Below are 13,329 nucleotides of genomic sequence, written 5' to 3'. Positions count from 1 at the left end.
CGACACCCGCCGCTCTCACCCCGCGCGCCCCCCCCGGGCTCCCCCCGCCCGCCCCCCGGGCCCCGGGGCCCCGCCCCCCCCCCCCCCCCGCGGCCCGCCCCCCCCGCCGGCGGCCGCCCCGGGGCCGCGTCAGGATCGCGGCGGGCCGGGGGCTGCGGCACAGTGGGCACATGGACGACCTGAATGCCCTCGCCGACGAGCACCTGGCCGCGGCCCGCGACTCCGCGCACGGCCGCAGCGCCCACCGCCTGCTGCACGAGGGGCCGCTGCGGCAGACCGTCATCTCCCTCACCGCGGGCTCCGCCCTCGACGAGCACAACGCCCCCGTCGCGGCCTCCCTCCAGGTGCTCCGCGGCCGGGTCCGGCTCACGGCGCCCTCGGGCGACGCGGAGCTGGGAGCCGGGACGCTCCACCCGATCCCGCAGGAGCGGCACGGGCTGCTGGCGCTGGAGGACGCCGTGGTGCTGCTGACCGCCGTCAACGAGTGACGGCCCCGGCACGGGCCCCGGCGGCCGCCCGCACCCGCTCCAGGATCCACATCACCAGGCTGCCCGCGGCGAGCGCCCCGCCCAGCAGGGAGATCCCGGTCCAGCCGGCCCGCGACCACACCACCGAGGCGAGCGCGGCCCCGGCCGCACCACCCATGAAGAACAGCGTCATGTAGGCGGAGTTGATCCGGCTGCGGGCCTCCGGACGGAGCGCGTAGATCACGTGCTGGCCGCTGTTGAGCCCCGCCTGCTGGGCGATGTTCAGCAGGATCACCCCGACCGTCAGCCACAGCAGCGACGATCCGCCGGCCAGCATCGGCAGCCAGGAGAGCGTGAGCAGCACGGCCGCCGCCCCCGACACCGTCTGCACCCGGCCCCGGTCGCTCAGCCGGGCCGCGATGTTCATGCCCACCACCCCGATGACGCCCACCAGACCGAAGAGCCCGATGGCGGCGGCGCTCCAGCCGAAGGGGTCCCGGGCCAGCAGGAACGTCAGCGCGGTCAGCTGCACGCTGTACGAGGCCATGGAGAACGCGCCGATGACCGCCCGCCGGCGCAGCACCGGCTCGTGCCGCAGCAGGGACAGGGTGGAGCGCAGCAGCCCGGTGTACGACATCGCGGCCGCGTCGCCCGTCCGGGGCAGCCGGGGCAGCCGATGGTGCAGGAGCACCGCCATGACCGCCATGAGCAGCGCGTTCACCCAGTACACGGTCCGCCAGCCGCCCAGCTCGGACAACGCGCCCGCGGCCAGCCGCCCGAACAGCCCGCCGAGCAGGACCCCGGACATGACCACGCCGACGACCCTGCCGCGTTCGGCCGGGGACGCGAGGGCCGCCGCGAACGGCACCACGACCTGTGCCCCGACGGAGGCCAGCGCGGTCAGCAGGGTCCCGGCGATCAGCAGCGGGCCGGCCGGGGCGGCGGCCGTCACCAGGAGGAAGAGGGCGGTCAGCGCGAACAGGCCCACGGCGAGCCGCCGGCGGTCCAGGACGTCCCCGAGCGGGACGAGCAGGATCAGCCCCAGCGCGTACCCGGCCTGCGCGGCGGTCACGACCATCCCCGCGGCGGTGGTCCCGATGCCCAGGTTCAGCTCGATGAGGTCCAGGAGCGGCTGCGCGAAGTAGTTCCCGGCGCAGGAGAGACCGGCGGCGACGGCCATCAGCAGGACCAGGCCGCGGCTGAGCACGGGCGGTTCGGGAAGGGCGCGGGCGACGGCCCGGCCTCGGGTCACGTGGGTGGAAAGAGCCATGCGCACAGCCTCCGTGAACTCCATCTATGAGTCCAACACATGTTTTTCATTTCATCGATCGTGGTTCACGATGGATGGATGGAACTCCAGCAGATGCGGTACGTGGTCGCGGTGGCCGAACTGGGCAGCTTCACGCGCGCCGCGAAGAGATGCCTGGTCGTCCAGTCCGCGCTGAGTCATCAGATCGCCCGGCTGGAGAAGGAGCTGGGGGCCCGGCTCTTCGACCGCACCAGCCGCCGGGTGCGGCTCACCGCGGCGGGCGAGGTGTTCCTGCCGGCGGCCCGGCAGGCGCTGGACGCGGCGGAACGGGCCCGCTCCGAGGTCGCCGCGGCGGCGGGGGAGGTCCGCGGCCGTCTCGCGGTCGGCGTCATCCCGACCGTCTCCACCGTCGACATCCCGGCCGCGCTGCGGGCGTTCCACCTCCGCTACCCGAAGGTGCGCATCGTCCTGCGGGACGGGGCGAGCAAGGACCTGGTCCAGGAGGTGCGGGACGGGACGCTCGACGTGGCGTTCCTGGGCGTGCTGCCGAGCTACCGGCCCAAGGGGGTGAGCGACCACGAGCTGAGCACCGGCGAACTGGCCGCCGTCGTCGCCCCGACCCACGCCCTGGCGAAACGGACGGAGGCCGACCTGGGCCTGCTGGCGCAGGAGATGTTCGTCGACTACCCCGACGGCACCGCCGCGCGGGCGCAGTCGGAGGAGGCGTTCGCGGCGATGGGGCTCTCCCGCGAGGTGGCGTTCGAGGTCAGCAGCACCGACTTCATCGTCCGGCTGGTCCGCAGCGGGCTCGGCATCGCCATGCTGCCGGCCGTCTTCGCGGCGGAACTGACCGGGGTGCGCGTGCTGCCCGTCCGCGACGCGCCCGCCCGGACGGAGCGGCTGGTCTGGAGCCGGTCCCGCCCCACCCCGGCGGCCGCGGCGTTCCTCACCGGCCTCGGCATTGACCTCGGCACCGATCCGGACGCCGGTTCCTGAGCGGCGTCTCCACGCCGTTCCCACCGCGGGGAGCGCTCGTCCAGGGATGCCCCGGCGGTCCGCTGGGCAGGTACAGGTGTACGAACCCGGGACAAGAGGCGGACCGGACGTCGGCGGCGAGGAGCGTGTGACGTGAGGGAGCAGACCGTGTGGCAGTTCTCGGACGACCGGGGGCAGTTGGCGACCGCCGACCGCCGCCCGGAACGGATCCTGGCCTATGTGCAGGCCGGGGCGACCCTCTGGGACCACGGGATACGTCCGAACGGACTGTTCGGCTCGGACCACGACGACCACGCCGTGCCGGACGCCGCGAAGACCGGGTCGCTGCCGCCGGACGAGGTCGCCTACCTCGGGGCCGGAAGCGCCCTGGACGTGGACACCCTGCTGAGCGGTGGGCCCGACCTCGTGGTGGCCGTCAGCTACGGCGCCGGTCATGTCTACGGGCTCGCGCCGGAGACCGCCAAGCACCTGGAGGAGCAGGTCCCGGTCGTCGTCATCGACGTGGGCCGGGCGCGCACCTTCGCGGAGATCGGCGACCGGTTCGCCCGGCTGGCCCGCTCGCTCGGCGCGGCGGAGCCCGCGACGGCGACCCGGGAACTGGACGCCGCCCGGGACCGGCTGCGCACGCTCGCCGCCGCCCCGTCCGGCCCCCGGGTCCTCGCCCTCTCCCCGGCCGGGCAGGAGCAGGTCCACCTCGCCCGCCCCGGCACGTGGCCCGAGCTGCGGGTGCTGGCAGAGCTGGGCGTCGACGTCGTGGAACCGGCCGAGGGGCCCGGTGCGAGCTGGTCCACGGTCGACTGGGCGCAGGCCGCGGCCCTGGGCCCGGCCGTCGTGCTCGCCGACATCCGGTCCAACGCCGCGCCGCTCGACGGACTCCGGACGAACCCCGACTGGGCGGCGATCGAACGGGCCGCGCGGGTGGTGCCGTGGAACCCCGAACCGGTCTGCAGCGCGCGGGCCCACGCGCACTTCCTCACCTCGGTGGCCGACGCGCTGGAGGCCGCCGGGCACTGAGCCCGGCCCGCGCCGCCCCTGGAGCGGGGCCCGCGCCGGCCCCGGAGAGCACCCCGGACCGTGCCCCTGGGCCGCGGCCCAGGACCGGGGGACGCCGGGGGATCCCGCCTGCCGCGCCCCGGCGGCGTCGGCCGGTTCCTCGCATGCGGGACGGGCTTCGGCCGGTGCCGTGACCGGCACCCGTCGTACACACGGCAGGATCGGACCCGACGAGTCCGGGCCGCACCGCCCGCCAGGACACCCCGCCACCGCACTCCAGGAGATCCCACCCCCATGCTCGACAGACTCGACCCGCTGGTCATCGGCGAATGCGTCGCCGACATCGTCCGGCTGCCGGGCGCGGCCGACCGGGTCCACCCGGGCGGCAGCCCGGCCAACGTCGCCCTCGGCCTGGCCCGGCTCGGGCACGACACCACCCTGCTCACCCAGCTCGGACCGGACGACGACGGACGGCTGATCAGGGACCACCTGACCGGGGCAGGCGTCGAGGTGCGCACGGACGGAGCCATGGCCGCCACCCCCTCCGCGGCCGTGACCCTGGACGCCGGGGGCCGGGCCGCGTACACCTTCGAGATCACCTGGACGCTGGGCCCGGTCGCCCTGGACCGGACACCGCACCACGTCCACATCGGCTCCGTCGCCGCGGTGATGGAACCGGGCGCGGCGACCGTCCTCGGCGCCGTCGAGTCGCTGCGGGCGTCCGCGACCGTCAGCTACGACCCCAACGTGCGGCCCGAACTGATGGGGGACCATCAGGACGCCGTGCGCAGGGTCGAGCGGTGCGTCGCGCTCGGCGACGTGGTCAAGGCGAGCGACGAGGACCTGGAGTGGCTCTACCCGGGCCAGGACCCCGGACGGGTCGCCGAACGGTGGCTTGCCACCGGCCCGGCCCTGGTCCTGGTCACCCGGGGAGGCGACGGCGCGCTGGCCGTCCTGCCCGGCGCGCGGGTGGCGGTCGACGCGCTGCCCGTCGAGGTCGTCGACACGGTGGGGGCGGGCGACGCCTTCATGTCGGGCACCCTGCACGCCCTCGCCGCGCACGGACTGCTCGGTGCGGACGGCCGGGAGCGGCTGCGCGCGACGGACCGGGACACGGTGGCCGACGTCCTGCGCCACGCGGTGGCCTCCGCCGCGGTGACCGTCTCCCGGGCCGGTGCCAACCCGCCGGACGCGGCGGAGCTGGCGACGGCACTCGACCGGACCTGAACACCCGGACGCAGCACTCCGGCCCGCGTCGGTGCGCACGACGCGCCGACACTGCTGCGACCGGGTGGGAACACTCACCGCGACACGCGCAGCCGTTCGACCCGTCGGGGGTGTCAATGACCCGTTCGGGTAATTGGCCGCATCCTCTCCGGGGCTACTGCCGTTCGACAACCGGTAGGCGTGATCGATTACGGAGGAGGGGGCGGAACATGGCGCGGGTCGGCATGGGTGTCGCGGTGACGGGACTGGGGCTGGTGACGCCCGCGGGCGCGGAGGAGCAGACCTTCTGGGAGGGGCTGTGCGCCGGGGTGTCGGTGGCCCGCGGATGCGACGAACTGGCCGGGCTGCCGGTCGACTTCGGCTGTCCGGTGGACGGGATCGACCTGGACCGGGCCGTCGGCGGGCGGGCGGTCTGGCGCATGGCGCGGTTCGTGAAGATGGCGCTGGTCGCCGCCCGCCGTGCGGTGGCGGACGCCGGTCTCTCGCCCGAGCGGTGGGACGGCGACCGGGTCGGCGTGGTGCTCGGCGTCGGGGTGGGCGCGGTCTCCGTCCTCGTCGACAACGTGCGCCGGCTCGGCGACGGCGGACCGGACGCGGTCTCGCCGCTCCTGGTCCCGATGATGATGCCCAACGCCGCCGCCGGGGAGGTGGCCATCGCCCTGCGGGCGCACGGCCCCAGCCTGGCACCGGCGACCGCCTGCGCGTCCGGGGCGACGGCGCTCGCCGTCGCCCGCGACCTGCTGACGGGCGGCCGGTGCGACGTGGTGGTGGCCGGCGGCGCGGAGTCCGTGCTGACCCCGCTGGTGGTGAGCGCCTTCGCGGGGATGGGCGCGCTCTCCCTGCGCGGGGACGACCCGGCAGGGGCCTCGCGGCCGTTCGCCGCCGACCGGGACGGCTTCGTGATCGGCGAGGGCGCCGCCGTGCTCGTACTGGAGCGCACGGACGACGCGCTCGCCCGCGGCGCCCGCCCGCGCGCCCTGCTGACCGGTGCGGGCTCCGCCACCGACGCCCACCACCCCACGGCCCCGGCGCCGGACGGCGGCGGCGCGCGCAAGGCCGTCGAGTCCGCGCTGGCGGAGGCGGGCTGGGCGGCCCACGAGGTCGACCACATCAACGCACATGGCACGTCCACGGTGCTGAACGACGCGATGGAGACCGCCCTGATCTCGTCGCTCTTCCCCCACCGCCCGTCGGTGACCGCCCCCAAGGGGGTGCTCGGGCACACCCTCGCCGCGGCCGGGGCGATCGAGGCGGTCGCCACCGTGCTGACCCTGGAGCACGGCCTCGTACCGCCCATCGCCAACCTGGACTCGCTGCCCGACGGGTTCGACCTGGACTGCGTGGTCAAGGAGCCCCGCCCCCAGCGCGTCGAGCGGGCGCTGAGCCACTCCTTCGGCTTCGGCGGGCACAACGTCGTGCTCGCCTTCCAGCGGTTCGCCGGGGACGGTCCGCCGCGCACGGAACCGGGTGTCCTCGCCATTGCTTGATCGTTATATTTTCATGACCGCAACGATCGACAGCCCTTCCGCCGAACGGTCCACGGATCTGCTCACCGGTGTCCTCCTCGGCGACGACTTCCGCCGGGAGCACGGCTTCTGGCAACGGATGATCAGCACGGAACCGTTCCGCCGTCCGGACCTGCGCACCCCCGACGAGCGCCTGGCCCTCGTGTACGAGCGGCTGCGCGTCCTCAACGAATGCCTGGACAGCGGCGCCCGGCTGGCCGCCGACCCGCGCGCCCTCGCGGCCCTGCACGAGTGGCTCGGCCCGGTCGACCCGGCGCTCGCCACGGTGGCCGGAATCCACTACAACCTCTTCCTCGGCAGCCTCCTCGACCACGGGGGCGACACCCCCCGCGACCTCTCCGACTTCCTCCGGCTGCGCAGTGTCGGCACCTTCCTCTGCACGGAGGTGGCGCACGGCAACGACGCCGCGGCCGTCGAGACCACGGCCACCTACGACCGCGGACGCGACGGGTTCGTGCTGCACACCCCGCACGCCGGGGCGCAGAAGTTCATGCCCAACACCAGCCCGGTCGGCGGCCCCAAGACCGGACTGGTGGCGGCCCGGCTGATCGTCGACGGGGACGACCACGGCGTCTTCCTCTTCCTCGTGCCGCTCACCGACGCGGTACGGGCCCTGCCCGGCATCCGGGTGCGCCGGCTGCCCGCCCGCACCGGCAGCCCGGTGGACCACTGCCTGACCTCCTTCGACCGGGTCTTCGTGGAGCGCGCGGCGCTGCTCGGCGGGGAGCACGGACGCATCGGCGACGACGGGGAGTTCAGCAGCGCCGTGGCCAACCGGAGGCGTCGCTTCCTGACCTCGATCGGCCGGGTCACCTCCGGCAAGATCTCGATGACCGCCTGCGCGGTCGGTTCGGCCCGCGCGACGCTCGCCGTCGCCGTCCGCTACGGGGGGCACCGGTACATCTCGGGCCCCCGCGGCTCACGGCCGGTGCCGGTGATCGCCCACCGCAGCCACCACGGCCCGCTCGCCCACGCCATGGCCACCGTCTTCGCGATGAGCCTGCTGCACCGCAGGGCCCTGGACCGGTGGGAGCGGGAGGAGCTGGGGGAGGGGCGGGAGGGGGCGGAGCGGCTGGTCGCCGTCGCCAAGGGGTGGATCACCTGGCGGGCCAGGGCCGTGATCGTCGAGTGCCGGGAACGCTGCGGGGCCCAGGCGCTCCTGGAGCACAACGGCATGAGCGAACTGGTCACCGGGGTGGAGGGCGCCATCACCGCCGAGGGCGACAACGTGGCCATCCACGCCAAGGCGGCCGCCGAGATGCTGTTCGCCGCCCCGCCCGCCGGGTACGACGATCCCCCCGCCGCGACGACCGGCGCGCTCGACGACCCCCGGTTCCTCGGCGGGCTGCTCGCGGCGCTGGAGCGGATCTGGTTCGCGCGGGCCGGGGAACGGATCGGTCTCGCCCCCCGGGGCGACCGGCTGGCCCGCTGGAACGCGGCGGCCGGGCCCGCGCTGCGCGGGGTCGAGGCGCACGCGTGCGGCCAGGCGGCCGAGGCTTACGCGGAGGCGGTGGCCGCCCTGCCCGAGGGGCCCGCCAGGGACCGGCTCGACGAGCTGCAACGGCTGTTCGCGCTCGACGTCGTCGCCCGCAACAGCGGTGACCTGCTGGCCGCAGGGTATTTGACGGTCAGTCAGGTCAAAGGGCTGCCGGACGCGGTGGAGGAGCTCGTCACCGCCGTCGCCGCCCGGCTCCCGGACCTCGTCGAGTCCTTCGCGCTGCCGTCCCAGGTGCTCGCCGACTGGCCCATCGCCGGCGCCGACTACACGGACGCGTACGACGATCCGGCGGCCTCCTGGCACGCGGACGGGGGCCGGACGACGGCTGCGGAGGGGCGATGAGAGCCATGAGGGCAACGGGAACAACCGTGCGCCCCGGCCGGGTCCGGGAGGCCGCCGGGGCGCTCGGGGTCCGTGTCGTCCTGCTGGCTTTCTGGGGTACGACGGCGGTTCTGGCCCGGTGTTGCGCGAGGCGCGGGGAGAACGGTGCCGAATCGGTTCGGCACAAGGCGTAACTGGAGGCACTCCACCCAGTTGATCCGACGTCGGGACGATGCTCCCCGGGCCCGGCAGCCGGACCGAAAGACGGCCGGACGACGGCCGAACGACGAAGAGGAAGATCATGAGTGCGATTCATCCCAAGATCACCGAGGTGCTGACGCACACCTTCAAAGTGCCCGTCGGCGAGATCCGCCCGGACTCCACGATGGACAGCCTGGAGATGGACTCCCTGGCCGCCGCCGAGTTCGCCGTCCTCCTCCGGGAGACCGCCGGCGGCGACCAGGACTTCGACCGGCTCCCCAAGAACGCCACCCTCGCCGACATCACCCGGTTCATCGAGGCGACCGACGGCGGGGCGCTGGTGGTCGGCGAGAGCGCGATGAGCAGCGCCCGATGAACAAACCGGCCATCGCCGTCACCGGCCTGGGCATGATCACCCCGGTCGGCAACGACACCGAGTCCACCTGGAACGGCGTGTGCGCCGGTGTCTCGCCGGCCCGCACCGTCGCGGAACTGGAAGGGTGCGAGATCGACTTCGCCTGCGTCGTCGACGGCATCGACCTGGACGCCGCGATCGGCGGCCGTGCGGCCTTCCGCATGGGGAGATACGTGAAGTTCGCCGTCCTCGCCGCCCGGGAGGCGGTCGCCGACGCCGGACTCGACCCGGCCCGGTGGGACGGCGGCCGGGTCGCGGTGGTCGTCGGCACCAGCAGCGGGGGCTCGGCCTCACTGACCGAGCAGGCCGTGGTGCTCGAACGGTCGGGGGCCGGGGCCACCTCCCCGTCGGGCATCCTGCTCACGATCCCGAACATGCCCGCCGCCGAGATCGCGATCCAGATGAAGGCCACCGGGCCCAGCCTGGCGCCCTGCACCGCCTGCTCGTCCGGCGCCACCGCACTGTCCGTCGCCCGCGACCTGCTGGCCACCGGGCAGTGCGACATCGCCATCGCGGGAGCCACCGAGTCGATCGTCTACCCGGTGGCCATGGCCGGGTTCGCCAGGTCCGGGGCCGGGGCCCGGAAGGAAGGCGACCTCGCCCTGCTCTGCCGGCCCTTCGCGGCCGACCGCGCCGGGCTGGTCATGGGCGAGGGCGCCGCCGTCATGGTGCTGGAACGGGCGGACGACGCCGATGCCCGGGGCGCCGCGCCCCGGGCCCTGCTGGCCGGCACCGGTGCGACCACCGACGCCCACCACCCGATCCGCCCGCACCCGTCCGGCGCGGTCGCCCAGGCGGCGGTGGAGGCCGCGCTGCGCGACGCGGGCTGGGCGGCCGAGGACGTCGAACACGTCAACGCCCACGGCACGGCGACCCCGGCCAACGACGCCACCGAGGCCGCCCTCATCGCCCGGGTCTACCCCCACCGGCCCCCCGTGACCGCGCCCAAGGGCGTGCTGGGGCACTGCATGGGGGCGGCCGGGGCGATCGAGGCCGGGCTGACGATCCTCACGCTCCAGCGCGGTGTCGTACCGCCGATCGCCAACCTGGACGCCCCGGCGCCCGGGTTCGACATCGACTGCGTCACCAAGCAGCCCCTGCACCGGACCGTCCGGCGCGCCGTCAGCCACTCCTTCGGATTCGGCGGGCACAACGCCGTGCTCGCCCTCCAGCGTCCGTAGGCGGCGGCGTCCACCGGACACGGCCCGGCCGACGGCGCGGCGCACGGGGCCGTCCCGGGCCGTCCGCGCGGAGTCCCGCCCGGCCCGCGGCGCCCGGCACGCACCGGACACCGCGGGACACGCCCTGCGGGGCGCACGGCGGGACCTCGCGGACACGGCCCGGGAGGTCAGCGGTGGCGTCCCCGGCCGAGCTCGCCGCCCATGTCCTTGCCGCCGGGCTGCGTGCCGTCCGCGTAGTCGATCTGCTCCTTGCGGAGTTCGGCGGAGACCTCCTTCTGCTCGGTCACCCTCCTGGTCTCCATGCGCACCCTCTCCACGGGCACGGTCTCCTTGCGGGTGGTGGCGCGTTCGGCGTGCAGGGTGACCTCGACGTCCTGCTCGCGGATGTCCGCGCGTCCCGCCGGCCGGTCGCCGGGCTCCAGCGGTTCGCGGACCAGGCGCACCTCCTCGTGCGTCACGGGCACGGTCCGGGTGACGTTCTCGGTGACCACGTACTTGTGCAGCCGGGCCTTCCCGCTCTCGTACTCCTCGGTGCCGACGTGCAGTTGCTCCTCGGAGCGGATCATCTCCTCCTTGCCGGCCGGATCGGCGGCGGACCGTTCGGAGCCCGCCCCGGCGCCGACGAGCGGACGGGCGGTGCCGGCCGCCCCGGTCCCGCGGCGTCCGCCCTGCCCCATGCCGGTGCCGGACATGCCGGACGAGGTGGTACGGGCCGTTCCCGTGCCGGAGGCGGTGGTGCCGGGCGCGGGCGTCCGGCCGATCCCGGGGGCGCGTCCGGTGCCCGCCGCGCCCATGGCGCCGGTCCCGGCCGCTCCCGCCGCTCCCGTGGTGCCGGCTCCCGGTCGGTTGCCGAACGAGGTGGCGGTGTTCCTGGGAAGGCCGTAGTGGCTGTAGAGCTCTTCCTCCTCCGCCACGGACAGATGCGCGTCCGCGTCCACCCGGGGCGCTTCCTTGACCCGTTCCTTCGAGTGCGAGATGTGCAGGTCGGACCCGACCCGGCGGGCCCCGGCCAGCGGGACGAAACTCTCCTTCATGCCGAACAGACCGGTTTTCACCGTGATCCAGTCCGGACGGCCGGTGTTGTCGTCGACGTACACCCGGCCCACACTGCCGACCTTCTCACCGTCGGTGTCGTACACCGTCAGGCCGTCGAGCTCTCCGGAATCCGTGAAACCGTCAGCGGCTCCCATGACCGATTCCTCCTCGCCCGGGCGCGTCCTGTGGCTGGGTCCATCAGGTGAGGCGCGTCCGAATTCCATCGCGCCTCACCCGGATGGACGCTGCAACCTCCCGGCCCCCGGCAGCCGGCCTCCGCGCCTCCGGCGGTTCGGCGCTGACCGCCCGCCGGGGCGGTGCGCACTCCCGTACGGGATTAGGCCGATCGGGTGATGCGCGGGCGGGGGCCGACGCCGCCGGTCCGGTACGACCGCCCCCGCGGGCGGCCCGCCCGGCCGCCGGCCCCCGGCACATATGATCGACGGGCCACAAGCCGACCCCGTCCAGCCGCGCCACCGGAGGTGCCCCCATCGGTTCCGTACGCATCCGGCTGCCCGAGCAGCATGGCGAACTGCTGGCCCGGCACGAGGGCGGCGCGGACCTCCACCATCTGGTGTGGCGCCTCGGGCCGGGGTGGCGGGTGTGCTCCAGCGCCGTGCTCGGCGGCGGCATCGGCCCGCGCGAGTGGATCCTCAACGCCCAGGTGCCCGGTGGCTACCCGCGCCTGGACCCCGACCGGCACCTCGCGGAGATCGCCGCCGCGGAGCGCCTCACCGGCCCCGGCGCGGGACTGATGACCGCCGCCGACGTCACCGCGCACACCCGCGCGACCGACGGGGGAGCGACCGCGACCGCCACCTGCGGCCTGGGCGTGCGCGGCTGGGCGGCCGCCCCGGCGGAGGGGACGCAGGGGCCGCCGCCCCCAGGCACGATCAACATCATCGTCACCCTCCCCGTGCCGCTCTCCGACGCCGCGCTCGTCAACGCGGTCGCCACGGCCACGGAGGCCAAGGTCCAGGCGCTCCTGGACGCGGGCCTCGACTGCTCGGGCACCCCCACCGACGCCGTGTGCGTCGCGGCGCCCGCCCCGGGGCCCCGCCCCGCCGAACCCTTCGCCGGGCCGCGTTCCCGCTGGGGCGCGCGACTCGCCAGGGCCGTGCACGCTGCCGTGCTCGACGGGGCGCGGCGGCAATCCTGAGCACCACGGCGCCGCGCACCGCCCCCGGGGCGCGGCCGACGAAGGGAGCCCACGCATGACCCCGAGCGCCACCGGCACCGCCCCGCCGAGGCCGGCCGTCGCCGTCCTCGGCACCGGAACCATGGGATCGGGCATGGCCCGCAGCCTGCTCAGGGCCGGACTGGAGGTCCGCGCCTGGAACCGTACGCACGCCAGGGCGGTCCCGCTCGCGGCCGACGGCGCCACGGTCGCGGAGACGGCCGAGCAGGCCGTGCGCGGCGCCGACGTCGTCCTCACCATGCTCAACGACGGACCCTCCGTGGCCGCCGCGCTCGACGCCGCGGCCGGGGGACTGCACGCCGGTCAGGTGCTGCTCCAGAGCACGACGGTCGGGCCCGACGCCACCGCCGACCTCGCCCGGCGCACGGCGGAGCTGGGACCGGTCTATCTCGACGCGCCGGTCTCCGGTACGAAACAGCCCGCGGAACAAGGCGCGTTGACGGTCTTCGTCGCGGGCCCGGCCGCCGTCCGCGGGAAGGTCGAACCCGTGCTGGACGCGATCGGGCGGCGCACGGTCTGGGTCGACGAGACCCCCGGGGCGGCCTCGCGGCTCAAGCTCGTGGTCAACACCTGGGTGATCACCATGGTCAACAACATCGCCGAGTGCCTCAACCTCGCCGAGGGACTGGGTGTCGATCCGCGGACCTTCCTCGACGTCATGAAGGGCGGCCCGCTGGACTCCGCCTATCTGCAGGGGAAGTCCGCCGCGGTCCTCTCCGGCGACCTCGCCCCGAGCTTCGCCCTGTCCACCGCGCTCAAGGACACCCGGCTCATCCTGGACGCGGCGAGGGCGTCGGGGGTGCGGCTGGACCTGGTCGAGGCGTCGGCCGAACGTTTCGCGCGCGCCGAGGCGGCGGGACACGGCGGCGAGGACATGATCGCCACGTACTACGCGGGCCGCGCCCCGGACGCCACCGCCGGCTGAGCCCCGCCGCCCGGGGCGCACGGGCCCGTGCGCCCCGGGCGGCCCCCGCCCCTCCGGGGGAAGGGCATTCAAAGCCGAGCATCCCCCATCCGGACTA

The 13,329-nt window shown here is 75.2% G+C and carries 12 protein-coding genes; 10 read left to right on the top strand and 2 right to left on the bottom strand.

Annotated features, from left to right (window positions below; genetic code table 11):
* Nucleotides 1–170 precede the first annotated feature (170 nt).
* Nucleotides 171–488: a cupin gene (locus ABZZ04_RS26250; RefSeq protein WP_356934669.1), complete on the top strand. Its 318-nt coding sequence runs from the start codon at nucleotides 171–173 to the stop codon at nucleotides 486–488.
* Here ABZZ04_RS26250 and ABZZ04_RS26245 read toward each other — a convergent pair.
* Complete coding sequence (locus tag ABZZ04_RS26245) at nucleotides 478–1,737, bottom strand: MFS transporter (protein ID WP_356934668.1); 1,260 nt, start codon at nucleotides 1,735–1,737, stop codon at nucleotides 478–480. The two genes, ABZZ04_RS26250 and ABZZ04_RS26245, sit on opposite strands and share 11 nt — an antisense overlap.
* 78 nt (nucleotides 1,738–1,815) lie before the next feature.
* On the opposite strand from ABZZ04_RS26245, the gene ABZZ04_RS26240 reads away from it, so the two are divergent.
* The 7 genes from ABZZ04_RS26240 (at nucleotide 1,816) to ABZZ04_RS26210 (ending at nucleotide 10,074) form a co-directional block, all read left to right on the top strand.
* Entirely contained in the window at nucleotides 1,816–2,712 is an 897-nt protein-coding gene (locus tag ABZZ04_RS26240; protein WP_356934667.1) for a LysR family transcriptional regulator, read from the top strand.
* 132 nt (nucleotides 2,713–2,844) lie between these two features.
* Nucleotides 2,845–3,726, top strand: coding sequence for an ABC transporter substrate-binding protein (locus tag ABZZ04_RS26235; protein WP_356934666.1), 882 nt, complete (start codon nucleotides 2,845–2,847; stop codon nucleotides 3,724–3,726).
* Between the two features lie 273 nt (nucleotides 3,727–3,999).
* Nucleotides 4,000–4,932: a carbohydrate kinase gene (locus tag ABZZ04_RS26230; protein WP_356934665.1), complete on the top strand. Its 933-nt coding sequence runs from the start codon at nucleotides 4,000–4,002 to the stop codon at nucleotides 4,930–4,932.
* A 209-nt stretch (nucleotides 4,933–5,141) separates the two neighbouring features.
* The gene (locus ABZZ04_RS26225; protein ID WP_356934664.1) at nucleotides 5,142–6,419 is read left to right on the top strand and encodes a beta-ketoacyl-[acyl-carrier-protein] synthase family protein; all 1,278 of its coding nucleotides are present in this window, start codon (nucleotides 5,142–5,144) and stop codon (nucleotides 6,417–6,419) included.
* Nucleotides 6,420–6,432: 13 nt separating this feature from the next.
* Entirely contained in the window at nucleotides 6,433–8,298 is a 1,866-nt protein-coding gene (locus ABZZ04_RS26220) for an acyl-CoA dehydrogenase (RefSeq protein WP_356934663.1), read from the top strand.
* Between the two features lie 280 nt (nucleotides 8,299–8,578).
* The gene (locus ABZZ04_RS26215; RefSeq protein WP_356934662.1) at nucleotides 8,579–8,854 is read left to right on the top strand and encodes an acyl carrier protein; all 276 of its coding nucleotides are present in this window, start codon (nucleotides 8,579–8,581) and stop codon (nucleotides 8,852–8,854) included.
* On the top strand, nucleotides 8,851–10,074 hold the full coding sequence (locus tag ABZZ04_RS26210) for a beta-ketoacyl-[acyl-carrier-protein] synthase family protein (RefSeq protein WP_356934661.1): 1,224 nt from the start codon (nucleotides 8,851–8,853) through the stop codon (nucleotides 10,072–10,074). The genes ABZZ04_RS26215 and ABZZ04_RS26210 overlap by 4 nt, the downstream gene beginning before the upstream one ends.
* Before the next feature lie 167 nt (nucleotides 10,075–10,241).
* On the opposite strand, the gene ABZZ04_RS26205 is transcribed toward ABZZ04_RS26210, so the two are convergent.
* Complete coding sequence (locus ABZZ04_RS26205) at nucleotides 10,242–11,264, bottom strand: PRC and DUF2382 domain-containing protein (RefSeq protein ID WP_356934660.1); 1,023 nt, start codon at nucleotides 11,262–11,264, stop codon at nucleotides 10,242–10,244.
* Between the two features lie 356 nt (nucleotides 11,265–11,620).
* Between ABZZ04_RS26205 and ABZZ04_RS26200 the strand changes: the two genes are divergently transcribed.
* Both ABZZ04_RS26200 and ABZZ04_RS26195 read left to right on the top strand, forming a co-directional pair.
* Entirely contained in the window at nucleotides 11,621–12,268 is a 648-nt protein-coding gene (locus ABZZ04_RS26200; protein WP_356934673.1) for an adenosylcobinamide amidohydrolase, read from the top strand.
* Between the two features lie 55 nt (nucleotides 12,269–12,323).
* Nucleotides 12,324–13,232 carry an NAD(P)-dependent oxidoreductase gene (locus ABZZ04_RS26195; RefSeq protein ID WP_356934659.1) on the top strand — a complete coding sequence of 303 codons (909 nt, stop codon included), beginning with the start codon at nucleotides 12,324–12,326 and terminating at the stop codon, nucleotides 13,230–13,232.
* Nucleotides 13,233–13,329 lie beyond the last annotated feature (97 nt).

It is taken from the genome of Streptomyces sp. NPDC006435, from assembly GCF_040612315.1.
Lineage (GTDB): Bacteria > Actinomycetota > Actinomycetes > Streptomycetales > Streptomycetaceae > Streptomyces.
The sequence above is the reverse complement of the archived record's forward strand: the minus strand, read 5'-3'. Positions and strand labels throughout refer to the sequence as shown.

Bases quoted from the DNA above. Each gene is read 5' to 3' on its own strand.
- ABZZ04_RS26250 (WP_356934669.1), top strand. From the start codon at position 171: ATGGACGACCTGAATGCCCTCGCCGACGAGCACCTGGCCGCGGCCCGC.
- ABZZ04_RS26245 (WP_356934668.1), bottom strand. From the start codon at position 1,737: ATGGCTCTTTCCACCCACGTGACCCGAGGCCGGGCCGTCGCCCGCGCC.
- ABZZ04_RS26240 (WP_356934667.1), top strand. From the start codon at position 1,816: ATGGAACTCCAGCAGATGCGGTACGTGGTCGCGGTGGCCGAACTGGGC.
- ABZZ04_RS26230 (WP_356934665.1), top strand. From the start codon at position 4,000: ATGCTCGACAGACTCGACCCGCTGGTCATCGGCGAATGCGTCGCCGAC.
- ABZZ04_RS26225 (WP_356934664.1), top strand. From the start codon at position 5,142: ATGGCGCGGGTCGGCATGGGTGTCGCGGTGACGGGACTGGGGCTGGTG.
- ABZZ04_RS26220 (WP_356934663.1), top strand. From the start codon at position 6,433: ATGACCGCAACGATCGACAGCCCTTCCGCCGAACGGTCCACGGATCTG.
- ABZZ04_RS26215 (WP_356934662.1), top strand. From the start codon at position 8,579: ATGAGTGCGATTCATCCCAAGATCACCGAGGTGCTGACGCACACCTTC.
- ABZZ04_RS26210 (WP_356934661.1), top strand. From the start codon at position 8,851: ATGAACAAACCGGCCATCGCCGTCACCGGCCTGGGCATGATCACCCCG.
- ABZZ04_RS26205 (WP_356934660.1), bottom strand. From the start codon at position 11,264: ATGGGAGCCGCTGACGGTTTCACGGATTCCGGAGAGCTCGACGGCCTG.
- ABZZ04_RS26195 (WP_356934659.1), top strand. From the start codon at position 12,324: ATGACCCCGAGCGCCACCGGCACCGCCCCGCCGAGGCCGGCCGTCGCC.